The organism is Loktanella sp. D2R18, assembly GCF_003318235.1.
Taxonomy (GTDB): domain Bacteria; phylum Pseudomonadota; class Alphaproteobacteria; order Rhodobacterales; family Rhodobacteraceae; genus Yoonia.
Genome location: NZ_QOCG01000014.1, coordinates 61,055 through 85,505, shown reverse-complemented (window position 1 = coordinate 85,505; position 24,451 = coordinate 61,055). Strand labels below are relative to the sequence as shown.

Sequence of the window (24,451 nt, the reverse complement as noted above, 5' to 3'; positions counted from 1 at the left end):
AGAAAGCTTCTTCTACCTATTGAAACGCGAACGGATCAGGCGGCAGACGTACCTCACACGCGACGCAGCAAGGCAGGACGTGTTCGACTACATCGAGATGTTCTACAACCCGACACGCAAGCACACCAACAATGGCATGCTGTCGCCGGTTGACTATGAAATGAAACAACAGAAAATGAACGAGGCAGGCGTCTAGGGAACTAGGGGCACCTCATTGTTTCTTTTGTTCATTGGGTCTATTTGAAGTAAAATCGCTTCGACGCGAAAGTACGCTGATGTCGCAGATCGTGCCTGGAATAAAAATGAGTTTAGATTTGTGTTGCCACCTGCTTGGAAATTTAAGCGAGAAATGCTTCGCTTCGCGGAGCAAATAAGAGATATCCCGCGGCGTGTTGTCGAGCGGTCTTCTCGCGCGAACTATGATCGGACCCGGTGGGCAGATATCAAAGTTTCGGGGAAGGCTGAGGCCGCGACAGCCAAATTTTGTGTCTTGCTCGTGTTTCAACAAGGATCTGTTCCTGCTTCGCTAATGCGAACATGCGCGTTCATGAAAAGTAGGGGCTATAATGTCGTTATGGTCGCAAATGGGGGCTTACAGGATAGTGCACGCAAAAACGCCGTCGCGAACGTGTGGCGGCTGCTAGAGCGGCCTAATTTTGGCTATGATTTTGGGGGGTTCCGCGATGCAATCCATTTTCTACAGCAGCAGAAAATTTCGCCTAAGAACCTTGTTTTGATGAATGATAGCGTTTGGTTCCCGATGTGGAGCGGAAGCAAAGTTATTGAGCGTCTTGAAGACTCTGATCTTGATGTGACAGGTCTGCTTTTTCATGTGCCGACGCGCAATGAATACCCTGATACCAAGTATCGGGTTAATCACGTGCGCATGCGAGCCGAACATATTGAATCTTATGTGACAATGGTTCCTGTCAGCACCTATAAGCACCCCGCGTTTCAGCGTTTTTGGGACAGCTATGAACAAACGGATTCTAAGTTACTCACGATCAAACGTGGGGAAGTTGGATTTTCACGCGCAATGGATGAAGCTGGGTTAACAGTGGGGGCACTGTCGCGCCGAAAGTCATTTCTGCACGAGGTTTGCAAACGCTCTGATCAGTTCATTGAACAGACTCTGCGCTATGCGGCTTATTCGGATCAGTTTTTTGCAGATGAATGCAGCGCACTGCTTGCCTCGCCGCGTGATGAAACATGGCGTGATCGGGCGCTTGCACATATTGGTTGTGTGATCAAAACGCGCAGATTTAATGCGTCGTTTTGTTGGGCGACCGAGCAAATTTTTCAAACGTCATTTGTCAAGAAAAACACGGATCGGCTCTTTCAGGTTGGACGCATTCGGTTTTTAGAGGCGGTTGAGAACGGCGATATACAATGTGATAATTTGGAAGCTCTTGAAGAACTCAAGCGCATCGCAGAAGCTGATCGCGAACACCTCCCCCAAAAGGCGTGGCGCCAGCACTAATCAAGAATAGAGCGAAGGTGCTGGCCATATGTGCTTTTCTTGAAGGCGTCAGCTTGTTGATGCAGACGATCTTCATTGATCCACCCCAAACGAAAGGCAATTTCATCAGGTGATCCTACCTGCAAACCCTGACGTTCTGTCATTGTGCGCACAAAATTTCCTGCATCAAGCAGGCTACCGGGCGTCCCAGTATCAAGCCACGCAAACCCCCGTCCAAGATGCACTACGCTCAGGGATTCTTCGACACGGTAGCGCTCCAATAGATCAGTAATCTCGAACTCTCCACGTGCAGAAGGCGCCACCTCGGTAGCAAATTCCGGCGCGCGACCATCAAGAAAATAGAGGCCGGTCACGGCATAGTTGGATGGAGCTTCCTTTGGTTTTTCAACGATTTCGGTAACATTGCCGGAAGTGTCAAAGTCGATCACGCCATATCGTTCAGGATCGTTCACATGATGCGCGAAAACTGTCCCGCCACTGCTTTTGCTATCTGCAGCAGCAAGCAATTCTGGCAACCCATGGCCAAAAAAAATGTTGTCACCCAAAACCATCGCCGAGGGCGCCCCAGCGAGATATTCGCGGGTGAGTAAATATGCTTGTGCGAGACCTTTTGGTTCTGGCTGTACAATATAGGTTAGTTCCAATCCCCATTGCCGGCCGCAGCCCATCAATTTCTGAAACTGCGGCTGATCTTCTGGGGTCGTAATTATCGCGATTTCACGGATACCGCTGAGCATGAGAACAGAAAGCGGATAGTAGATCATCGGCTTATCATAGATCGGTAAAAGCTGTTTTGACACACCAATGGTGATTGGCCAAAGGCGAGAACCAGTTCCACCGGCCAGTATAATACCCTTACGTTTCATCAGGTGCCGATCCATTCTGTTCCGTTAAGATTTCGCGCAGACTTTGGCGCCAATCTGGCTGGGAAATCTTAAACAATTTGGTAAGTGAATTGCAGTCTAGGCGTGAATTCGGTGGGCGATTTGAGACACTCGGAAAGTCAGATGAAGGGATGTCGCGCACTTTGCAGGGCAATCCTGAACCTTTCATAATTGCACGTGCAAAATCGGCCCAGCTGGTATTAGGTTGGCCGGAAAAATGGTGGGTCCCGCCCTTGTGACCGTCAACCATTGATTTCGCTGCAATAAACAGCGCCTTCGCAATATCATGTGCTGCGGTCGGCCCGCCGATTTGATCCGCCACGACATTGATGGTTTCCCGGCTTTTGCCCAGCCTTTGCATCGTCTTGAAAAAATTTTGGCCATGCGCAGAGAATACCCAGCTTGTGCGCATAATAAGATGTCGCGCGCCGCTATTTCGAATTTCGTCTTCGCCTGCCAGTTTGGATCGGCCATAAGCCGACAATGGGCGCGTCGTGTGGTCAGGCGCGAATGGTGCTGTTCCAGAACCGTCAAAGACATAGTCAGTCGACACGTGTAGGAAGGGGATGCCTTTTTGAGCGCAGGCTCGTGCCATGGCACCCGGAGCTTGCCCGTTAATAATTGTTGCGGTTTGCTCATCGGTTTGTGCCGCGTCAACGGCAGTGAAGGCAGCGGCGTTGATCACCGCGTCCGCGTCCGCTGCCAAAACGACGGCTTCGCACTGCGTAGGATCGGCTAGGTCGGCATCTGTTCGCGCTAGGAAACGGCAAGAGATGCCTGCAGGGCAATTGCGCGCAAGTTCGGTCGCGACTTGGCCCGTTTTGCCAAAGATCAGAATTCTCATTTTGACACACCTAGCCTTGTACCAACACCGTTTCGGTTCAGAAGTGGACGCCACCAATCCTCGTTGTCGAGATACCATTGCACAGTGCTCTTAAGCCCTTCTTGGATTGAAACAGAGGGCCTCCAGCCAAGTTCTGTGCGGATGCGGGTCGCGTCGATTGCGTAGCGCGCATCGTGGCCAGGTCGATCTTCAACATGGGCGATTTGCGTGGCGTATGTGGCTTCGCTCTTGGGTCGTTTATCATCAAGTATCTCGCAAATCATACGTACCAGATCAATATTGCGCAGCTCGCTATCGCCACCAATATTGTAGCTGCGGCCCGTCCTTCCATTCATTAGCACCGTGAGCAGGGCGTCTGCATGATCTTCGACAAACAACCAATCGCGGATGTTATTGCCACTTCCATAAACAGGGATGTCACGACCAGCCAACGCATTCAGGATCACAACTGGAATAAGTTTTTCAGGGAAATGGTAGGGTCCGTAGTTGTTTGAGCAATTTGTCAGGACAATCGGTAGCCCGTATGTTTCATGCCACGCCCGCACTAGATGATCTGACGCCGCTTTTGAGGCGGCATAGGGAGACCGCGGATCATACGCTGTCTCTTCCGTAAATTTAGTGGATGGATCAGCAGGGAGCGAGCCAAACACCTCGTCCGTTGAAACATGATGGAACCGAAAACTGTCTGCTTTGCCGGTGGCGGTCCAATGCGCCCTTGCAGCCTCCAACATGTTGAACGTGCCGGTCATATTTGTGTCGATGAAATCTGTAGGCGCATCGATTGAGCGATCAACGTGGGATTCGGCGGCCAAATGCAGGACGGCGTCAGGTGCATGCGCAGCAAAAATCTGATCAAGCACAGTCCGGTCGCGGATATCTGCGTGTTCAAAGGCGTATAAAGGTGAGTGTTCAACGGACCGCGTGTTTTCGAGACAGGCTGCATAGGTCAACGCATCCACATTCACCACGCTGTGCCCACGTCCGACGGCAAGCCGCACCACGGCTGACCCGATAAAACCTGCACCGCCTGTGATGAGAATCTTCATTGGTCGCTACCAAAATCAAAGGGAGACATCAGCGCGTCAAATGGGGGTGCAGCTGCGTCTTTCTCCGAAATGATCGGGGCGACGGGCAATGGCCAATCGATGTTCAAGCTGTCGCACCGTATGGATCGGTCACAGGCCGGGTCGTAATAATCTGAACATTTGTATTGAACTTCGGTGTGCGGTTCGAGGGTGACAAAACCATGTGCAAACCCTTTAGGCACAAATAGCTGTTCACCAGTCTGTGCGGACAGCTCGACCCCTGCCCAGGCGCCATAAGTCGGCGAACCGCGGCGAATATCGACAGCGACATCATAGATTGCCCCTTTGGTGCAGCGGACAAGCTTGTCTTGTGCAGAGGGCGGCGTTTGAAAGTGCATGCCGCGCAATGTGCCCTTGGCTTCGGACAATGAGTGGTTGTCTTGAACAAAATCGACGGCAATTCCAGCGGTCAAGAAATCGCGCCTGTTCCAAGTTTCTTCGAAATACCCACGGCTATCACCAAACCTTTTGGGCTGGACGACAATCAAATCGGGGATGGAAAGTTTGCGAATGGAAATAGCCATGGTGATCATCAACTTGGTGCGGCAGGCAGAAGGCAAGCGACTGCAATTAAATGGTCGGCGCAGGGGCGACCGAGTAGGTGAATGAACGGTATCGGCTCAAAAGGATAGGCGCAATAAAGCATAAGCCGTTAATTTTTGTGCGATTGCGAAAGAAGGCACGCGCGCTCAAAAGGCTTGTATCAGAATTTTGCGCTGGTAAATGATCAGGTTTAGGCGAAATCTGGCATGCCGACACAGGCTGATCTGATGTGGTCTCCTTGTGAAACGAATTGAGTGAAGGCGCGTTTGCCAATTGCCCAAGAGATGGAATTGAAAGTGAAGAAGCCGCAACATCCACTCAAGACGGCAGGGGGAGTTAGCGCCGGCGCGGTCGAGGCGTCACTCGCAAAGTCAGTGAGGCTGGCGTCGATCTATGCGTTTATCTTGTTCTGGAACTATATTGCATTTTGTGTCCTGACGCTGCTGTCTTGGGTGGCTTTTCTAATCTCGCAGCGTGCATCAAACCGGTTTGCGCGCTCAGCAGCGAAACGGAATCCTAAGTTGGCGACCCCCAAAAACATTGCTGCGATCTTGGCTGCAAGGGCGTTTCAACCTGAGTTTTGTTTTGGTGCGCGCGGGGCGGCGATGTCGCGCGTTGCCTCCGCACGCACGTATCTTAGCCAAATCCATTCAGGTGTTGACCCGCGCAAGCCAGAGCCAGGGTTTCATCCCTACCTATTTGCCGAAGCAATGGCACATGAGATGGGCGAACGTGACGACCCCTATGTGAAATTCTTGCAGCTGGGCCGACCTGATGGATGTTGGAAATTTCCCGTCATTTTGGGCGGTGAAGTCGGTCAAACCATTGGCGATAAATCTGACCTGCGTGCAGCCTTGCATGTTCATGCCTACTACATTTGCCAACTGGCCGATATTCTGAAACGGCTGAACCTGAACCGCCAGCGACCAGACCTGTTTGTAAGTGTGCGCAATGACGCCGATGCAGTGACCGCGCGCGAAATCCTAATGAATTATGCTGGTCAGGTCGTTGAGGTGGCCGTTTTCCCCAATGTTGGGCGGGACATTGGACCAATGTTGACGGGCTTTGGGCCCACTTTGATCCGCGACTATGACGTAATCGGGCACGTACATACAAAGAAAAGCTTGTTTTCAAATAATGACCTTTGGGTCGCCAATTGGGTGGAGTTCACGCTTTCAAATATGCTTGGCAGCGATCTGGCTGGACCAATGATTGACCGTGCCCTTACCGCGATGGTTGCAGATGAACGTGTCGGCATGGTCTACCCAGAAGATCCACATATTCCGGGATGGGGACAAAATTCGGATGTCGCTGAACAGATCGCAGCGCAATTGGGGGTAGGGGAGTTGCCAAGTGCCTTTAACTTCCCTGTGGGCACAATGTTTTGGGCCCGCTCTGGCGCGCTAAGGCCGTTTGTTGAACTCGGGCTTTCATGGTCAGATTACCCAAGCGAGCCAATCGCAACCGACGGGACAATGTTGCATGCGCTTGAACGGTTATTTGGCGCTGTCCCAACGCGTTTAGGGTGGAAAACGCAGGTCACATATACACCAGGTGTTCACCGTTAGCGCATCACTAAGAGTACTTACGCCCTTCATAGCGGCCATTGTTAAGATAATGCTTCGCAGGGTCGACCCCGGCAGCATCGACATCGGGGTTCAACAATAAATAGACCAAAGGATCGAAACCAATTGGCAACGATTTGTGCGGCTTAAATTTGGGGCGGTTTCGCTCCAACTCCATTGCTTCGCGCACCGTCTCAAGAATCGGTTTAAGGTCTTCCATACGATATTTGTCGTTACCTGTATCGTCATAATCGCGTAGTTGCGTGCGCAGTTGTTCACCGTCGGGTAGTTTACTATTCAGTGCAGCAAGCGATTGAGACAATGAGCCGAGCAACATACGATCAATTTCTCTAAAATAGGGGTCAGGCTGAAGGCCGGGTTCTGCACAATGCCGCCGAATGAGCATCGCTTTCAATAATGGCGAGCCAACGTGATTGCCTGTCGCCACAATTTGATCGGCCTGTGCATAAGTAATCGAAGCGTTGCTTGGTCGATTTGTAGGGTCACTTAATTGTAGCTTAGTTGCATCTAGGCCGATTTCACGCAGTAAAGATGGAAAGATGTTCTTGCGGTGAACATCATAGTTGATGACGCGAACGTCAAAGCCCGACGATATAAGGCATTCCAAGTTCTCATAGGGCGCGCGCGAGGGCGACTCTAGGACGCCCGTAACATGCGCATCAAACGCGCGGACCGGCCGCCCTGTCTTAGCGCCTTGTTTCCATGAAGAAATTGTCCGGTCATAGACGTCGCGTACAAATGCTATCAGCGTCACGTCGTAGTCGGCCATAAGATTTCGGAATAGCGCGCTCGTCAATTCGAATTGTGAAACGGATAAAGATTCGGAACTGAAAACAACTTTGTCTTGATCTGCGTCAGCGGCACCACGCCGAATGATTTTCTCAAAATGGGGCAGCAAATGCAAAGGGTTCAATTCTGTATTGGCGTCTTTGGCAGCTTGCCTTTGTGTCTTGTGAACTAGGTTGCCCGTGCAAAAACCTGATGAAACGATTCCTGCAGTTTCAGGGAAAGGATATGAAACACCACTCTGAGCAAGGGTTTTTACGTTGCATGATAATAGCCCTTGCAGGGCCGATGACCCCGTCTTTGGAGCGCCAATATGAAAATAAAGATGTTGCTTCTTCAACTGAGCCTCCAAGTAGCACGCGCGTTTGTGGTCGAAAGTTTGCCAAATTTATTAACCGTGTAGCGCAACGAACAGAATAGCGGATCGCACGTCCACAAACCAGTGCGCGGGTCAAAAATAGCAATGCGTTCTGTCCTTTTTGTCAGACCGGTCAAGAGCTTGCGCTTGTGAACTACACTGCGCTGTCCCAGTCTGTCCGCCATTCCAATTTTTGCAAACGTATTTGCGGTGGCTTGAGGTTCTTCCATGTCCTATGCGGAATTTTGTACGTCGGTCACGGGGATGTCTTCGTAACCTTATGCCCGACTAAGCGGACGTATTGCCGCAGAAAAATCCACCTGGTCATTTGAGAAGTTGTTCAACTATTGCGCGATATTTCGCCGTTGCTTTCTTATCAATATAAACAGACGCGCATTCCCGAAGCGCTAAAATTTCCGACGTTTTATCAATTTATTAAGCATGTTCGGTAAAAGATTAGTCACAATTAGCTACTCTTTCGGTGCTGCGCCCGACACGTCGTCTATATCCAGCATTGCAATCAAGGGGTTGCAATCAAAAGATGAATGATGAACCTATAGGGTGGTTGCTGGTTGTGATGTTTGACGGTGCCGTAAGTTAGCGTGCCAACGTTTTGAATATCAATACTAACTAGGGTTTGGAAATTTGACTACGCAACTCTGTTCTCTTTTGAAACACTATGACGCACGGATGAGGTCCTAATGTTTCATCGTTTAGATACCCGTGCACCGCATGTGCTCTTGTTGCAGGGGCCTGTCGGCCCCTTTTTTCAAGAGCTGCATAGCGGGCTTGCGTCGCGAGGGTTTGCAGTGAGGCGCGTCGTTTTCAATGCAGGTGACAAAATCTTTACACGTGGTGACTACACGTATTTTCGCGGTGCCAAAAAAGAATGGTCAGATTGGCTGCGTGCTGAGATGGTTCAAAACAAGCCCAGCTTTATTGTCGTATTTGGCGCGATGCGACCAATGCACTTTGCGGCCAGACAGGTTGCTTCGCTTTATGGCGTGCCTGTGATTTGTCTGGAGGAAGGGTATCTACGTTCTGGCTACATCACTTGCGAGATTGGCGGCAATAACGATAGCTCACCGCTTTGTCGCTGGACGCCCGAACAAATCAATCCCGCGACGCTGCCAGAGCCATTGGATATGCCGTCATCCCAATCTGCGCTACGAATTTGGGCTGCGATCTATTACCTTGTGCGCGATCTAAAGGCGGCCCCAGCCGAAAAGGCCCTGTTTCATCGAAAACGTGAAGGGGGCGGGCGATTGGCTATGTCGTGGGGAAAACATTTGACCTCACGGGCATGCGTGAAACATGAGATTCTGACAAAGCTGAAAAAACTGCAGACGCGGCTAAAGGGAAAATACATTCTTGTCACGCTGCAAGTGCCCGAAGACAGTCAGATAAGGTATTCTGCCAGAGGTTGGACGAACCAAAAGCTGGTGAAGCAAACGCTTTTGGCTTTGCGCGAAAGCACAACAGAGCAAACCGTTGTTTTCAAGCTTCATCCTTTGGACCGGAATGCCGGCCAAACGCGGCGCCTCATTGCGAAATATGCGCGTGCGCTTGGTTTGGCGCGGCGCGTGATGACTTTGGGAGCAGGGGCGATCGGAGAGGTGACGCGACACGCCTCTGGTATGATCGTGATCAATTCCACTTCCGCGTTTTCGGCACTGCACCATGGTGTTCCGATTTTGGTGTTGGGGGATGCGATTTACCGACACGACGCTCTCGTCACCACCGGGACAAAGCCGTCGGCAATCGCAAATTTCATGCAATCGCGGGCAGCAAAACCCAAGGCAAATTTTGATGCGTTTAGACGGTCCGTGCGCGCGCGCGCGTTGCTTCCCGGCGACTTTTACCGTGAAAGCGGCCGCAACGTCGCTGTTGACGCAATTGCGCAGAAGCTTGAGCACGAGTTATCCAAACTAAGCATGCCAGTTGGACCTAATTGATGGGGCATGCGCAACCTAGAAAATACAGCATGTCTTATCTTGGCCATGGTGCCTTGCTGCTCTTGCTTTCCGGCTGCGCAAGTTTGCCAGCATTTGGCCCTTCTGCAGATGCAATTGTCGCAGGTGCCGCTTCCGAAAGTGATCCCGATCCGGCACTGGTTGCATTTGATCTGATCAATGTGAGCGCTACGACGGTGCCCCCGACCTATTCTGGTGGTCGGTTTCCGCGCGGGTTTCTGGATCAAAGCTTTTTAGTTGATCACGAGCGTATTTCCGTCGCAGATGTTATTGAACTGCGGATTTGGGAGACTGCAAATGACGGTCTTTTTGCCTCTTCCGGAAATCGCGAAACGGTTTTGTCGTTCGAAGTTTCGAATGCGGGCACGGTAGAGGTCCCCTATGCGGGGCGTATCAATGTTGCGGGGCTCACCACCTCTCGGGTGCGCCAAGTGCTGCTTGAGAAATACCAAGGCCAAGCAATCGACCCTGAGATCAGTGTCCGCATCCTCGACACGGCGGCACGGACGGTGACCGTGTTAGGGGATGTCACGACATCGGGCAGGGCGGATATTCCGGCACAGGGGATACGCCTCATGGCCCTTCTGGCGCAGATGGGCGGCAGTCCAAACCCCTTGTGGGAGACCGAAATTTCGGTCTCGCGCGGGTCGCATTCCGGTAGCGTTCGAATGGACCAGGTGGCGGGCCATTCGGCAAATAATATCGTAATCTTGCCTGGGGATACGGTACAGATACGTAATATTCCACGGCGCTATGCCGTTTATGGTGCTGTGTCAAATAGTGGCAACATCGCTTTAAATATCGCGCGTCCGACACTGTCTGACCTTTTGGCCGAGGTCGGCGGGCTGAATGATATGCAGGCAGCCCCAAACGCCGTGTTTGTGTTTCGGCGGGCCCGTAATCTGAACGAAACTCCGCAGGTCTACCGTGTCGATTTCGCGCGCGCCGATGCGTTTATCCTTGCGGATCAGTTTTTGCTTAACGAGACCGATATCGTTTATGTCGCCACGGCTGACGCCAGTGAATTCCGCAAATTTGTGACCACTTTGATGTCGCCGGTCGTGAGCAGCGCCAATAGCGTCAACAACTTGGGAAATTAGATGGCCGATCACCTAGCTGGAATACCGTGTCGAAAAGAGAGAAGGGTGGCCCTCAGCGTGTTTACCATTGCTTACCCCGCCGCAGCTAAAAGCGATCTATCAACGCGATACACCTTTCGCAAATATACGCAGGAGGTCTGAAAAAGACCCATGATATATGCCAACAGATATTCATGAAGCCGCTAATCCGGCGGATCATCAGCGCATGAACCGCGGTCACCCGATTGCTTTGACCTACAGGCGCTTGGCAAAGGCGGGGCAATGGCTGCGTATGATGGCAAAACGCCTGTTGCCCGGTGCCCATGGCGACTTGGCTACCTCTATGGACCTTTGCGACGATCCGTTGGTCGCGCGTGCGCTCGGTCGCGCGCCTGTATTTCATAGCCGTCTGATCCCAACGCGCGCTGAACGCTACATTGGCTGGGGTCGAAAATGGTCAGGTCGCCGCGCGGTCGATATCGCAAAGCAAAAAAACGCCACCGCGCTCTTATTGGAAGATGGGTTTTTGCGGTCGGTAGGCCGCCGTGATCCGGCGATTTCAATCGCCATCGATGATCTCGGTGTTCATTATGATGCCTCAACCCCATCGCAGCTGGAAGGGTTGATTGCGGCCCCCTTATCGCGCGATGAACAGGCCCGCGCGCAAGCCCTGTCGCAGCTATGGCGCGACGGTCGCGTATCTAAATATAACGCAGCCCCAGAGCTGCAGCGCCCATTGCCCACGCAATATGTATTGGTTGTTGACCAAGTTCGGGGCGATCTGTCGATCCGGTATGGCTGGGCTAAGGCGGATAGTTTTGACACGATGCTGCAGCGCGCGCTTGCCGATAACCCCGATGTTGACGTTGTCGTGAAACTTCATCCCGATGTGTTTACCAACGCTGCCAAAAGCCATTTTGATCCCGATCGCCTCGCGCAGATTGACCGTGTGCACGTGATTGCCGAAAACTGTCACCCGGTTTCGCTGATATCGCAGGCCAAAGCCGTCTATACGGTCACCTCGCAGGTCGGGTTTGAGGCGTTGATCTGGGGGAAACCCGTGCACACGTTCGGGATGCCGTTTTATGCCGGTTGGGGGCTGACGCATGACGCGCTTGCCGCGCCTGATCGGCGTGTGGCGGCGAGTTTGGCCCAGCTCGTCCATGCTGCCTTAATCCGCTATGTGCGCTATGTGGACCCTATCACGGGCCAGATATGCGAGGCCGAAGGCGCCATTACCCATATCGCGCACCAAAGACAGATGCGTCATAAACTCCCCGAACAGGTCACAGCGATTGGGTTTTCGGCGTGGAAGCGTCAATTTCTACCACAGTTCTTCGCCGACACTGCTGTGCGATTTGCGCGAAAAGCCAAAGGGTCCGAAACAGTTGCCGTTTGGGGACGGGCTGACGCGCCCGCTGGTGCATTGCGGATTGAAGACGGTTTTTTACGATCTGCCGGGTTGGGGGCCGACCTGATCCGCCCCTTGTCATTGGTGATTGACAAGACAGGAATCTATTTTGACGCAACGCGACCTTCGGATCTCGAAAATACCCTCAACACGCAAGAGCTGACGCAAAGCCAGATAGCGCGCGCGCGGCAGCTTCGCCAGAACCTGATCGCGGATGGGATTAGCAAATATAATTCTGGGGGCCGTGGCTGGACGCGCCCGGACACCAAGAAACCTGTCGTGCTGGTCGTCGGTCAGGTGGAAACGGATGCATCGCTGGAATATGGCTCCCCTGATATCAAAACGAACCTTGCGTTATTGCAACGCGTCCGCGCGCGATGCCCGGATGATTATATCGTGTATAAACCGCATCCGGACGTCTTAGCTGGGCTGCGGGATCGGCTGCGCGAGGCAGAACCTTTTGCTGCATATTGTGATGAAACGCTCATGCGCGACATCGCACCAGATCATTTACTGTCCCAGATTGATGCGGTACATACGATGACATCTTTGATGGGGTTTGAAGCGCTTGTGCGTGAAATTCCTGTCACCTGTCATGGGATACCATTCTATGCGGGCTGGGGGCTGACAACGGATACGCTGCCGGCACCGCGAAGGGTAAAACATCTGTCATTAGATGGTTTGATCTACGGCGCTTTGTTTACCTATCCGCGCTACTATGACGCCGATGCAGGGTGTTTTGTTGGGCCAGAAGAAACGCTCGAAATGCTAAAAGATAAACGCAAATCCGGCGCGCAGGGGAAATGGTTTCGCAAGTGTCTGAGGATGCTGATGATATCTTCAATGCAGCTTAGGGGGATTAAGAAATGACAGATGCAAAACCCACCCAAACAGCGCAGAAGGTGGTTTCCTTAAGCAAAACAGACGCGCAGAAATCTCAGACCGCCAGTTTACAGCGCAAGCGTCGCAACAAGCTATGGCTATCTTTTGTTGTGCTCGTTTTGATCCCTATTGGGGCGGTGGCTAGCTATTATACATCCGTGGCAACCGACCGCTATGCCGCCCGCGCGGGGTTTTCCATTCGCGGAATTGAGACGAGCGCGGGGCTTGACGGTTTGGGCGCGCTGACCGGACTTGCAAGTGCGGGATCGACGACGGCTGATACCTATGTCGTCTTGGAATATTTGGAAAGCCGCCGCTTGCTTGAAGATGTTGATGCGCGACTTTCACTCAGGGAGGCGTTTTCCAACTCAGATATCGACTTTCTCACCCGGTTGGATCCCGACGCCCCGATTGAGGATTTCGTGAAATATTGGAACCGGTTTATCCATACGCAATCTGATCCAACCTCTGGGATTATCGAATTCGAAGTCCAATCAATGTCGCCTGAACACGCGCAACAGATCGGGCAGGTTGTGCTGGAGTTAACGCAAGACTTAGTGAACGAGCTTTCGGCGAACGCGCGGCAAGATGCGCTGAGTTTCGCGCGCGAAGAAGTCGCCCTGCAAGAGGCGCGTTTGCGTGAAACGCTCAACCGTATTCGCGATTTTCGGAATTTCGAACAATTGGTTGACCCGACGGCCAGCGCCGCGCTCGAAATTCAGCTTTTGTCCGAACTTGAGGCCCGGCTGATCGACATAAATGCGCGCATTGCCGCCCAACGCGAGTCGCTCGATGAAACGGCGCCCAGTTTGGTCGCGTTACGCAGGCAAGCCGAAGCACTATCAGAGCAGATTGACAGGCGGCGTCACGAAATTAGTGGAGTTTTACTGGACGGGACAGGGACATCGGCGGTGACACAGCAACTCGCCGCGTTTGAGACATTGGATGTCGAACGCAGGCTGGCAGAACAATCCTATGCCTCCGCTCTCAGCTCACTTGAACAAGCGCGCCGTGATGCTGACCGCCAACAGCGTTACCTTGCTGTGCATATCCGTCCGCAAACCCCTGAAAAATCGGAATACCCAAGACGTGGACATAACACGCTGCTCGCGAGCTTTATGTTCTTTGCGATATGGGGCATCGGCACATTGTTGACCTACTCGGTGCGGGACCACCTCACGTGAGACAGATGACAACAGCTGAGCTGCTGACGCTCCAGATCAGGGTGATTTTGAGCCTCGTTCTAAGGGAAACCCGTGCCACATTTGGGACGTCATCATTCGGCTATATATGGGCAGTGATCACACCAACCGCGAGTGTCGCCGTCTTGGTCATTTTGTTTTCTATGGTCGGTCGCCACGCGCCATTTGGCGCCAGCCTTGCCTTGTTTTTTGCGACAGGGATTTTGACGTTGCAGTTCTTTACCGAAACCTCCGGCAAGTTGATGACTGTGTTTGACGCAAATAAAGCTTTGCTCACCTATCCAATCATCAAAGATGTCGACACAATCCTCGCCCGTGCAATCTTGATTTCAGCGACATACCTCGTGATCATGGTCATTTTCTATGCCGGGCTGATTTTGGCAGGGATGGCGCAGTTTCCGGCCAGTCCGGGGCAACTTGTCTTGGTGTTCTTAAGCACCGCACTATTGGGGCTCGGTTATGGGACCGTGAACGCGGTGATCGTGTCTTTGTGGGACACATGGATTCAGATTGAAAAGGTTCTCACGCGCCCATTGTTTTTCATATCTGGCATTTTTTATGTGCCAAGCCAGCTGCCCACGCGCGCGCAAGACTATTTGCAATGGAACCCCATTCTGCATCTGGTGGAATGGTTTCGGATCGGGTTTTACCCCAACTACAGTTCTAGTGTCTTAGATAAAACCTATCCGGTTCTCGTTGGGACCGTGTTGTTACTGATTGGGCTTGCAGGCGAACGTCTATTTCGGCGCACGAGGTTTTAGCAATGCTTGCATTTGATCGTGTTTCAAAAATCTACAACCTCAAAGGTGTTCGGAAAGTAATCTTGGACGATCTGTCCTTCGTGTTCCCAGAAAACCGCAACGTCGCAATTATGGGCAAGAACGGCGCCGGGAAATCGACAATGATGCGACTGCTTGCAGGTTCCGAGCCACCGACGTCTGGCCATGTTTACCGCAGCTTACGCGTCTCATGGCCATTGGGTTTCGCTGGCGGCTTCAATGGGAGCATGACAGGAATCGAAAATATTCGCTTTGTTTCGCGTATCTATGGGCAAGATACGGAGCGCGTGGTCACCTATGTTAAGGAATTTGCGGAGCTCGGCCCGTCACTGCGGCTGCCAATCAAGACCTATTCTAGCGGGATGAAGGCGCGGCTTGCGTTTGGTCTTAGTATGGCCATCAATTTTCAGGTCTATCTGATTGATGAGATTACGGCCGTTGGCGATGAAACATTTCGCAAAAAAAGCCGTGCTGTGTTTCAAGAAAAACTCAAGAGCAGCCAAATCATCATGGTCTCGCATTCGGCAGCTACGATCCAAGAATATTGCGACTGTGGCCTGCTACTCAACGCGGGCGGGGTCACGTTTTATGACGAAGTGACAGAACTCATAACAGCTTACAAGTCCCTCTAAAGTTCGTGTGCCAATGGTTAGAAGCTACAGCATGCCAGTGAAGCAGTCGGTGAAAATCCGCGTATCTTGGGGGATCAATTGGTAAAAGATGTGTTGTGTAAGTTGTGTGTTAACCAATTAAATGTCATATAGGTTGTGTATGAATTGGGCAAACTGCGGATGCGATGTGAATGCCCGCGTAACTATTTCCCTGAACTCTTAGGAAGCACTTCTTTGAAAGATGAGCATTTGAAAATTTCCTTTATTGTCCCGTGGATTACAAAAGGCCGTGGCGGTACAGAAAATGTTGGTCAGCTAATGGCGAATGCGATGGCTGATCGTGGTCACGACGTGCATATTTACACGTTTGATGATCAAAAAGGCCCCTCTAAATGGCCGCTCAACAGCTGTATCTGGCTGCATCACCTCGCTGAACGTGACGACGCGAAATCTAACAACCAGATGACGATTGCACTGGCGGAACCTTGCCCCGATCTGATCGTCGGGCTGCATATGAACCGGACACTCTTGCGCTACACAGTTGCGGCGCAAAAGATCTGTGTTCCGCTCGTTCTTTCGGAACATATTGACCCGCATTTCCCGAACCGATTGGGAGTCTTTTGCGATGAAGAAAGGCAGGCCGCGTTTGTGGGTGCCACGCGGTGACACCTACTGACTTGCGCGTTCAAAGACGGGTTGCCTGATTATCTTCAATCGAAAGTAGATGTCATCCCAAACACGGTGGCACATGCGGCCACTGCGTGTGATCCAAAGGGCGGCGATTCAAAGACAGTTTTGACAGTCGCGCGTCTGGTGCCGCGCAAAAACCTTGCACACCTAATTGACGAATTCGCGCTCATCGCGGGGCATCACAAGGCGTGGACCTTGGATATCCTCGGTGATGGGCCCGAGCTGAAAAAGCTTCAGTCCCGGGCCAAAAACAAGGGGGTAGCACGCCAGGTGAGGTTTCTGGGGCATTCTGATGCGCCTTATGCGCACCTCGAACAGGCGCAAGTTTTTGTTCTCCCCTCCCTGTTTGAAGGATTCCCGATGTCGTCGCTTGAGGCGATGGCGCATGGCTTACCGCTTGTTGGCTATGCCGCATGTAACGGAATTAACGAACAAATTGTCGATGGGCTGAATGGCCGCCTTGCCGCACGCAGCCTTGAAACCGGGTGCCTTGCAAAATGCCTTGATGAACTCATGTCTGACGACTCGCTCAGGCTCAAAATGGGAGCTGCCTCAAAGCAACGGTTTGATACGCTTTATTCAAATATGGTCGTGTTTGATGCGTGGAAAAACATGTTTAGAGCTGCTGTCGAAAACGGACCAACCACCATCGAAGCCAACGCACAACACGCGCTTTCCGCATTGCTGAACGGCTAACCCCGCACCAATAAGCTGAGATCACGATGTCCAAAGAAAACCAAATTGCATTTGAAAAATTTGACGACTATCTGCGCCTTGCGCAAAAGGAAGGGCATGATAACGCAGAAGTCGATTTTCGTGCCTGGATGATCGAAAACAGATATGCGCAGTGGAACATCGGTCAGACACGCGACACGCTGACAAAAAAATACGGTGCGAACCTGCGTACGCTATTCCCAAATGCAAACTGTCTTGACGATGCGACCTTTGGGAGTGGATCAAACTACATGTTTCTGGGCACTGTCTATCAAGACCCCCAGCACAGCCATAAGGGTGGGGTGCGCGCACTTCAGTCGTTTCAGGCAGGCAACAAATTAATCCTTTATGAACAGGGTTTTTTGGCTAGTTCACATAGCTGGTCTGAATCTTTCAAAAGTGGCAAACCGAACATGGCATGTCTGGGATATGTTTATGATGACATCGCCCACTATTTTATGGCCGATTATCCTAATCGATTGATTAACCGCATGAATAGCGAAATAGAGCTATCGGCAGAGGAATTCAGCCGTGCAAGTGCGGCAATGACGCGGATCGTAGAACAAAAAATATCGAAATATAACTCCCAGCCTATTGTTAAGCCCACAATGTCGGATGGGTATATTAGCCGCGTATTAGTTTGTGACCAGGCCTTTGCAGATGCGTCAACAATCTATGGAAAAGTAACAGAACGTGACTTTGAAAAGATGCTTTGGGCAGCCATTCACGAAAACCCGACGTCCCAGATTTTGATCAAAACCCACCCAGATACGCATTGGGAAAAGGGCAAACGCGTTGGCTATTATAATCATCTCCAAGACGTTGGACGCATTCGTATTCTGCGCGATCCAGTGAACCCCTTTAGCCTGTTCGAATGCGTTGACAAAGTCTATGTTGGAACGTCCCAAATGGGGCTCGAGGCGCTTTTTGCTGGAAAAGAAGTTATCTGCTTTGGTGCTCCGTTCTATGCCGGATGGGGGCTGACGGATGACCGCCAAACCATCCCGCACCGACACCGCAAGCGTGGGCTCGAGGAAGTCTTTTATTTCTTCTACATCTGGTACACGCTCTACAATGTTCCCGGCTGCGCGACGCCAAGTTTGGTAGAAGACGCAATTGATTTCATCGATAAAAACCGGCCCGTAAAGATGCCTTGCGAGCATACCCACGCCCCCGAAAAGCCAAAGGTTTCCGTCATATTGCCCGTTTATGGCGTCGAGAAATACATCAACCAATGTCTTTATTCTATCCGCGGCCAAACGCTTGAAGACATCGAAATTATCACCATAAACGATTGTAGCCCTGATGGAAGCCAAGCCATTATCGACCGGCATGCGGCAGATGATCCGCGGATTAGGTCAATTGTTCTGGAAAAAAATGTTGGCCAAGGATTCGCCCGCAACGAGGGTATTGATGCCGCGCGAGGGGAATTCATTCAGTTCCTCGATTCTGATGATATCTTGGCTTCGAAATCGCATTTAGAGGATGTGTACAACGCGGCCTGTGACGATGGTGCCGATATGGTGCGCGGGCGCAAACTCTTTGAACGGCTTGAAAATGCGCAGGGAGAAAAGGTCGGGATGCGTCGCGACTGGTGCGAAGAAGCCTTTAATGTGCCGTTTCATGGAAAAACGTTTGCGGAACAAACTGAAGTTATTCAAGGCCGCCATTTTTGGAATTGGCTGTATCGCAGACAGTTCCTACTCGAACAAGACATACGGTTCTTAACGCCGCAATGGGAAGAAAAACCCTTCCTATTGAAGGCTCTTTTGCGCGCAAAGTATCTGTCGAGCATTGACAGCGAGGGGTTTGTGTATCGGGTACGAGAGGATTCGACCGCTAGACGTAAAAAGACGTTGAAGGACGTTGAATATCAGGTGGCGAACTTTGAATCTCTTGTCGATTTGCTTCATGACGGTGGCGCTTTGGACCGAAAATCGAAATTATTTGATGTTTCTCGGTACCTAGTTACGCAGTTTTTGAATCTAATTGTGACTGGCTTTGCCATAAGTACCGTCCGACGTGAAACGGGTGCAGTTGGTGAGAAAGAGTTGTTTGAGCGATTGCAACGGCTACTGGTGCGGACTGCTATAAAGGCAACGGATGTGTCGCCCGAGCCCAAGCAACTCAAAGATTTCTTAAAGGCAAATAATGCTTATCCGCTTGTCTTTGCGGCGGTCTTGAGCGGACGGTTTGAGTTTGTGCAACCTACGTTAGATATGTCAAAAATCCCCCAGTCCGACTACATCGCTGAAATGCTTCGCGTTCCGGAGGATGCCGCCGAACGCCAGTTCCAAGAGGCATTATCGCTTTACGCGCGCAATGATCTTGTGACAACTGACAATGATGCCGTTGTCCTCAGCCAAGATATCGCACAAAAACCACGGCTTATCATCCATATTGGATCGACGAAGACCGGATCGACCTTTATTCAGCATTTCCTGGAACAGAACCGGGCTGCGCTATTGCGCGCTGGTGTCTACGTCCCCGAAGTCGGGCTATTCTGGCAGAAAGCACGCCCCCCATAAACAGGCGGGGCATGCGCAGTTTGTTCCCGAGGCTGTGCAGCAAAAATCGCGACTAAAAGACCATATCGACGCGACGCTTGCACTTGCCGGCGGCAAAATACACACGGTTATTCTGTCATCTGAGGCGTATTTCTTAAACCCAAATGCGATAGAGCTCGCGCGCCATTTTTCGGACTACGATGTTGAGATGGTGACTTATCTGCGCCGTCAGGATGATTGGGCGAATTCGCAATACGCAGAATTTGTGGCTGGTGGCGCGGTGGGGCGGGTCGCACAGCCGATTGAAGACTGGCTCAAAACGCATCAAACCCGCAGCCGGCTTAACTACTATGGGCGCATGAAACTGTGGGAGCTGTCGTTGATAAATCAAAAATACACATCGGTATTTATGACAGGAAACGGCTGAAGGATGGCGATATTGTTAGTGATTTTCTGGCGTTAACTCAGCTAGATTCACATGCCGATTTGCCGCGTCCCGAACCACGGCAAGAAAATAGATTCCCATTTGGTACGGCGCATGTGAATTTCATCCGTAGGCTCAATAGCCATGATTGGTCCGACCGGAATGCTTACTTTAACTTCATTGAAGCAGCGGGGCTAAATGTGACGCAGTTGCGCCAAAAGAAGAGCCTGCCACCGCCCCGTTTGGATCTATTAACCGACACGATGCGTGGCGCGATCCTTGACGATGTGGCGCAAACAAATGCTGATCTGGCCACAGAGTTCTTAGGGCGAGAGGGCGGAATTCTTTTTGACTGTTTCGTTCCCAGCAAAAACGAAATCGTAGATGTCATGTCCAATGATGAAGTTGACGCAATCATGCAGGCCTATGACGCGTGGGCACCCAAAAGGCCAAAGCCGGGTGGCGCACCTGTGGCGAAAGCAAAGGGAAAATCTGCCCCATCAAAACCTGTCCGGGCACAAACTCGTTCGGATCTGTTCCCAACGAATAGGACCTTGGTCGCGAAGGCATTTGGGTTGGCGGGCCGCCGCATGGGCGTGCGAAAACATGCCAAGCTCAATAACAACCCAGATTTGTTTTTTGCCGATATGCAGGGGCGGGGGGGGCAGCTTCGTTCGTAAAACACTAAATTTTGAGCGTCGTTTGCGCAGCTAGAGAACAAATCAACGATCTGTCGATCGGGTTTGTCTAGGCAATTATTGTCGCGAGCCATTCATGGAATTTAGCGATATGCGGTTGTTTTTTTGGGTCAGGCTGCGCGACGATGTAGAAATTATTGCGCGTTTCTAACGTTTGCCTGAATGGCTCTGCTAAGAGGCCGCGTTTTATATAGCGGCGCGAAAACATCGTGTTGACGATCGCGGCGCCGCGTCCGCTGGCGATCAATTCCAGTGCCACAACCGATGAATCGACCGGCATCCAAGCAGGCGGCGGCGGGCATTCAACGCCTAATTCTTCAAACATGAGCGTCCAGTCATTTTCCGATCCAATAATCGGAACGATATCAGCATCTTTTAAAAGTGCTGGATCACGTTGCAAACGCGCGGCCTCGGCTGGGTTGCAAACGAGCGAGGCCTGACCATCCCCCAGCGACCAAATATTTGGCTCTGGCCAATTGCCTCCGCCGTAGCGGATATCAATATCGATTGTTGCATCGTTCATCCGGTCCGACCAAACGGTCGTCGATAAGATGATGTCTATTTCCGGGTGGAGCGCGCGAAAATCTGCTAGACGTGGTGCTAAAACCAACACCCCAAAAGAAATCGATGCACGCACTCGCAGTGTCGTTTTCCGTTTGGGTTGAAAAAGCCCCTCTGTCGCTGTTTGCAGATCTACAAAGGACGCGCGGACCGGCTGCGCGTAGGCCTGCCCGATATCAGTCAGCTCAACGCCCTTCGGAAGCCGTTTGAATAGCTTCATTTCCAATGTTTCTTCCAGCAGTTTGATCTGCTGACTTACCGCGGCTGGGGTGAGGTGTAGTTCGTCTGCTGCGGCTGCGAATGAACTATGCCGCGCTGCTGCCTCAAATGTGCGCAGCCAAGTCACATGCGGGAGTTTTCTCATCGCGATAATTCCTGTCGATCCGTACGTTACGATGCACGAAACTGGCTTACCCTTCAAGTCTTTGTGATTAACGAAAACCACCCCTTAGGCGCAAAAGTGCTTGTTTGAAGTCATCGGGAAAATAGCTGCAAATTGGCCCCCTAGAAACACGGGCTGACCCCATGAAGCACTTGGAATTTGACTATGTTATCGTTGGCGCGGGATCTGCGGGTTGCGTTTTGGCCAATCGGCTAAGCGCTTGCGGCAAGCATACTGTGTTGCTTTTAGAAAGTGGTGGCAGCGACGCCCGGTTTTGGGTCAAAGTTCCGTTGGGCTATGCAATCAATGTGGCCAACCCAGCGTTGAATTGGGGGTACCAGACGGCCCCCGATCCCGGTCTGAACGGGCGCGCGATATCTTGGCCGCGCGGCAAGCTCATTGGCGGCTCTAGCTCCATCAACGCGATGACCTATATGCGTGGGTTGCCCAGAGATTTCGACGATTGGGAGGCGGCAGGGGCGCGTGGTTGGGGCTGGGATGCAGTGCGCGCGGTATATGATGCCGCTGAAACCCACACGAAAATGCCAGGTGCCGGGCGTCAGACCCGGGGTAATGGCCCAATTCATGTAACAGACCTGACCGATCAGATGTCGCCGTTTTCGAAGGTATTCCTCGATGCCGCGGGCGATGCTGGCTATCCGGTTATCGCGAATTTGAACGCGCCTGACGCAGACGGCGTTAGCTACTACCGGAGCACCGTACGCAATGGGTTTCGTTGGTCCTCTGCTGATGCGTTTTTGCGACCCGCGCGGCGTCGCACGAATTTGCATATCAAGCGCCATGCCGAAGTTGATCGCTTGGTCTTAGATGGGCGCGCCGTGACGGGGGTATCGTTGAAACAACGTGGCGTGTCGCAAATTGCGAAAGCCCGCAAAGAGGTGATACTCTGCGCGGGTGCGATCAATTCGCCGAAATTGATGCAACTGTCTGGGCTCGGTCCGGCTGAGGTGCTGCGCGCGCACGGTATCGACGTTATACATGATTTGCCCCGGGTTGGGCGCGGTTTGCAGGACCATCTGGCCGTTTCATATCAGTTTCAAGCGAGTACCCCGACGCTCAACAACGTACTTGGGCGCCGGTTTGGGCGATTACGTGCCGGGCTGCAATATTTACTGACACGGAAGGGACCGCTCGCGGTGCCCGTGAACCAAGTGGGCGGTTTTGTTCGTACTGACCCGGATAGTGCTGTGCCGGATGTGCAGCTTTACTTTAACCCCGTGTCTTATGGGCTATCTGCATCTGGCGATGTGACCGTGGATGCGACGCCAGGTTACCAAATTTCCGCGCAACCGTGCCGCCCGACAAGCTCGGGAACCGTTGAGATCGCATCGCCACATGCGCAAGACGCGCCGATCATTCAACCAAATTCATTAGAAACTGACGGCGACAAGGCGGCAGCAATTGCGGCGGGCAAAGTTCTTCAAGGGTTTGCGCGCACCGCAAGCCTGCGCGCGGTGACGACGCAGGCCAAAGCCCCAGATTTGATGCAAATGGATGATGCGGGCCTGTTGCAAGACTTTCAGAACCGCGCGTCCACCGTCTATCATCCAACCTGTACTTGCCGGATGGGCCGCACCGCGCAAGATTCTGTTTTGGATGAAAAATTGCGTGTCCACGGCGTGTCTGGTTTACGTGTCGCAGATGCTTCGGCCTTTCCTAATATCACCTCAGGCAATACAAATGCGCCAACAATGATGCTGGCGCTACGCGCCGCCGCACTTATCCTAGAGGACGCATGATGAAGCTCGAAAAACTGGAAACCTTTGTCGTGGGAAACCCGCCGCCGCGCCATGGTGGGCGCTATTTTATCTTTGTCCGCCTGACCACCGCCTGCGGGATCACTGGCGTCGGCGAGATTTATAACGCGACATTCGGCCCGGATCTATGCTGTGCGATGGCCCGCGATATGTTCGGGCGCCATTTTGACGGGGCCGACCCCCATCATATTGAGAAACTGTTTCGCAAATCTTACGGGGCCGGTTTTACGCAGCGCCCCGATGTCACTGTAATGGGTGTCTTTAGTGGTCTGGAAATGGCGTGTTGGGATATCGTCGGCAAGGCTGCGGATAAGCCTGTTTACGAATTGCTTGGCGGGCGCGTGCATGATCGCTTGCGCAGCTATTCCTATATTTATCCGCCGTCCGGTGATGTCTATCCCGATCCATCAACGCCGAATGCCTACAATGATCCAGACATCGCGGCTCAGATCGCGGCTGAAATGGTCGAGCAGGGGTTTACCGCGCTGAAATTTGACCCAGCGGGTCCATTTTCGATCTATGATGGGCGGCAGCCTCGGCTGGAAGATATCACACTGAGCGTTGGCTTTTGCCGTGCGATCCGCGCGGCGGTTGGTGACAGCGCGGACCTACTTTTTGGCACGCATGGGCAGTTTACGGTGTCTGGTGCCAAACGTATGGCGCGTGCGATTGAACCGTTCGATCCGCTTTGGTTCGAAGAACCGCTACCGCCGGAAAACCCCTCAGACATGGCGCAGGTCGCGGCATTCACATCTATTCCCGTCGCCGCTGGCGAACGGCTTTGCACCAAACATGAGTTCGCACGGATGATAGAAACGAGCGCGGCCTCCATCCTGCAGATCAATTTGGGCCGGGTTGGGGGGCTTCTGGAAGCCAAGAAGATCGCCGGGATGGCAGAAACGCGGTCGGTGCAAATTGCGCCGCATCTCTATTGTGGTCCCATTGTTGCCGCAGCGAATATCCAAATCGCGTCATGCAGTCCGAACTTTTTGATCTTGGAAAGCATTGGCACATTTGATGGTCCCTACATGTCCTCTGTGAAAGGCGAAATTACGTGGGACAATGGTTACATTATTCCCCCAACGACCCCAGGTTTAGGGTTGGAACTCAACGATGAGGCAATCGCCGATATGCCCTATACGGGCGACGCGCTTCACCTCGAAATGGCACAACAACCGATTACCCACTAGGAGA

Annotated in this window: 22 protein-coding genes; 16 read left to right on the top strand and 6 right to left on the bottom strand. The window is 52.2% G+C overall.

Features of this window, described 5'->3' with window-relative positions; all coding sequences use genetic code 11:
* On the top strand, window positions 1-196 hold a 196-nt coding region (locus tag DS901_RS09630), incomplete at its 5' end, for an IS3 family transposase (protein WP_147249898.1).
* A gap of 351 nt (window positions 197-547) precedes the next feature.
* Window positions 548-1,480: a rhamnan synthesis F family protein gene (locus DS901_RS09625; RefSeq protein WP_181820828.1), complete on the top strand. Its 933-nt coding sequence runs from the start codon at window positions 548-550 to the stop codon at window positions 1,478-1,480.
* On the opposite strand, the gene rfbA is transcribed toward DS901_RS09625, so the two are convergent.
* From rfbA to rfbC, 4 genes are read right to left on the bottom strand one after another with little or no spacing between them, the layout of a single operon-like run.
* On the bottom strand, window positions 1,477-2,346 hold the full coding sequence (gene rfbA / locus DS901_RS09620) for a glucose-1-phosphate thymidylyltransferase RfbA (protein WP_113776735.1): 870 nt from the start codon (window positions 2,344-2,346) through the stop codon (window positions 1,477-1,479). The two genes, DS901_RS09625 and rfbA, sit on opposite strands and share 4 nt — an antisense overlap.
* On the bottom strand, window positions 2,336-3,208 hold the full coding sequence (rfbD, locus tag DS901_RS09615; RefSeq protein ID WP_113776727.1) for a dTDP-4-dehydrorhamnose reductase: 873 nt from the start codon (window positions 3,206-3,208) through the stop codon (window positions 2,336-2,338). Before rfbD ends, rfbA begins: the two co-directional genes overlap by 11 nt.
* Entirely contained in the window at window positions 3,205-4,254 is a 1,050-nt protein-coding gene (gene rfbB, locus DS901_RS09610; RefSeq protein WP_113776726.1) for a dTDP-glucose 4,6-dehydratase, read from the bottom strand. The genes rfbD and rfbB overlap by 4 nt, the downstream gene beginning before the upstream one ends.
* Complete coding sequence (rfbC, locus tag DS901_RS09605; RefSeq protein ID WP_404932348.1) at window positions 4,251-4,811, bottom strand: dTDP-4-dehydrorhamnose 3,5-epimerase; 561 nt, start codon at window positions 4,809-4,811, stop codon at window positions 4,251-4,253. The genes rfbB and rfbC overlap by 4 nt, the downstream gene beginning before the upstream one ends.
* 321 nt (window positions 4,812-5,132) lie before the next feature.
* On the opposite strand from rfbC, the gene DS901_RS09600 reads away from it, so the two are divergent.
* Window positions 5,133-6,404 carry a rhamnan synthesis F family protein gene (locus DS901_RS09600; protein ID WP_181820827.1) on the top strand — a complete coding sequence of 424 codons (1,272 nt, stop codon included), beginning with the start codon at window positions 5,133-5,135 and terminating at the stop codon, window positions 6,402-6,404.
* Between the two features lie 7 nt (window positions 6,405-6,411).
* On the opposite strand, the gene DS901_RS09595 is transcribed toward DS901_RS09600, so the two are convergent.
* Window positions 6,412-7,548: a hypothetical protein gene (locus DS901_RS09595; protein ID WP_113776724.1), complete on the bottom strand. Its 1,137-nt coding sequence runs from the start codon at window positions 7,546-7,548 to the stop codon at window positions 6,412-6,414.
* 719 nt (window positions 7,549-8,267) lie between these two features.
* Between DS901_RS09595 and DS901_RS09585 the strand changes: the two genes are divergently transcribed.
* The 11 genes from DS901_RS09585 to DS901_RS09535 all read left to right on the top strand — a co-directional run bounded on the left by DS901_RS09585 (window position 8,268) and on the right by DS901_RS09535 (window position 20,518).
* The gene (locus DS901_RS09585; protein WP_113776722.1) at window positions 8,268-9,521 is read left to right on the top strand and encodes a capsular polysaccharide export protein, LipB/KpsS family; all 1,254 of its coding nucleotides are present in this window, start codon (window positions 8,268-8,270) and stop codon (window positions 9,519-9,521) included.
* Window positions 9,522-9,550: 29 nt separating this feature from the next.
* Window positions 9,551-10,639: a polysaccharide biosynthesis/export family protein gene (locus tag DS901_RS09580; RefSeq protein WP_181820826.1), complete on the top strand. Its 1,089-nt coding sequence runs from the start codon at window positions 9,551-9,553 to the stop codon at window positions 10,637-10,639.
* A 157-nt stretch (window positions 10,640-10,796) separates the two neighbouring features.
* Window positions 10,797-12,899: a capsular polysaccharide biosynthesis protein gene (locus tag DS901_RS09575; protein ID WP_113776720.1), complete on the top strand. Its 2,103-nt coding sequence runs from the start codon at window positions 10,797-10,799 to the stop codon at window positions 12,897-12,899.
* Window positions 12,896-14,095: a lipopolysaccharide biosynthesis protein gene (locus tag DS901_RS09570; RefSeq protein WP_113776719.1), complete on the top strand. Its 1,200-nt coding sequence runs from the start codon at window positions 12,896-12,898 to the stop codon at window positions 14,093-14,095. The genes DS901_RS09575 and DS901_RS09570 overlap by 4 nt, the downstream gene beginning before the upstream one ends.
* Before the next feature lie 5 nt (window positions 14,096-14,100).
* Window positions 14,101-14,874: an ABC transporter permease gene (locus DS901_RS09565; RefSeq protein WP_258546695.1), complete on the top strand. Its 774-nt coding sequence runs from the start codon at window positions 14,101-14,103 to the stop codon at window positions 14,872-14,874.
* Window positions 14,875-14,876: 2 nt separating this feature from the next.
* Window positions 14,877-15,524 carry an ABC transporter ATP-binding protein gene (locus tag DS901_RS09560; protein WP_113776717.1) on the top strand — a complete coding sequence of 216 codons (648 nt, stop codon included), beginning with the start codon at window positions 14,877-14,879 and terminating at the stop codon, window positions 15,522-15,524.
* A 228-nt stretch (window positions 15,525-15,752) separates the two neighbouring features.
* Window positions 15,753-16,169: a glycosyltransferase family 4 protein gene (locus DS901_RS09555; protein WP_147249896.1), complete on the top strand. Its 417-nt coding sequence runs from the start codon at window positions 15,753-15,755 to the stop codon at window positions 16,167-16,169.
* 75 nt (window positions 16,170-16,244) lie between these two features.
* Window positions 16,245-16,889, top strand: a complete 645-nt coding sequence (locus tag DS901_RS09550; RefSeq protein WP_181820825.1) for a glycosyltransferase — start codon at window positions 16,245-16,247, stop codon at window positions 16,887-16,889.
* 26 nt (window positions 16,890-16,915) lie between these two features.
* Window positions 16,916-19,435, top strand: a complete 2,520-nt coding sequence (locus DS901_RS09545) for a glycosyltransferase (RefSeq protein ID WP_113776714.1) — start codon at window positions 16,916-16,918, stop codon at window positions 19,433-19,435.
* On the top strand, window positions 19,383-19,841 hold the full coding sequence (locus tag DS901_RS09540; RefSeq protein WP_147249895.1) for a hypothetical protein: 459 nt from the start codon (window positions 19,383-19,385) through the stop codon (window positions 19,839-19,841). The genes DS901_RS09545 and DS901_RS09540 overlap by 53 nt, the downstream gene beginning before the upstream one ends.
* A 113-nt stretch (window positions 19,842-19,954) precedes the next feature.
* Window positions 19,955-20,518, top strand: a complete 564-nt coding sequence (locus DS901_RS09535) for a hypothetical protein (protein ID WP_147249894.1) — start codon at window positions 19,955-19,957, stop codon at window positions 20,516-20,518.
* A gap of 67 nt (window positions 20,519-20,585) precedes the next feature.
* Here DS901_RS09535 and DS901_RS09530 read toward each other — a convergent pair whose 3' ends face one another.
* Complete coding sequence (locus tag DS901_RS09530) at window positions 20,586-21,461, bottom strand: LysR family transcriptional regulator (RefSeq protein WP_113776711.1); 876 nt, start codon at window positions 21,459-21,461, stop codon at window positions 20,586-20,588.
* A 161-nt stretch (window positions 21,462-21,622) separates the two neighbouring features.
* Between DS901_RS09530 and DS901_RS09525 the strand changes: the two genes are divergently transcribed.
* Together DS901_RS09525 and DS901_RS09520 are read left to right on the top strand one after the other, a co-directional pair.
* The gene (locus DS901_RS09525; RefSeq protein ID WP_113776710.1) at window positions 21,623-23,239 is read left to right on the top strand and encodes a GMC family oxidoreductase; all 1,617 of its coding nucleotides are present in this window, start codon (window positions 21,623-21,625) and stop codon (window positions 23,237-23,239) included.
* On the top strand, window positions 23,239-24,447 hold the full coding sequence (locus tag DS901_RS09520; protein ID WP_113776733.1) for a mandelate racemase/muconate lactonizing enzyme family protein: 1,209 nt from the start codon (window positions 23,239-23,241) through the stop codon (window positions 24,445-24,447). Before DS901_RS09525 ends, DS901_RS09520 begins: the two co-directional genes overlap by 1 nt.
* The last annotated feature ends 4 nt before the right edge of the window (window positions 24,448-24,451 follow it).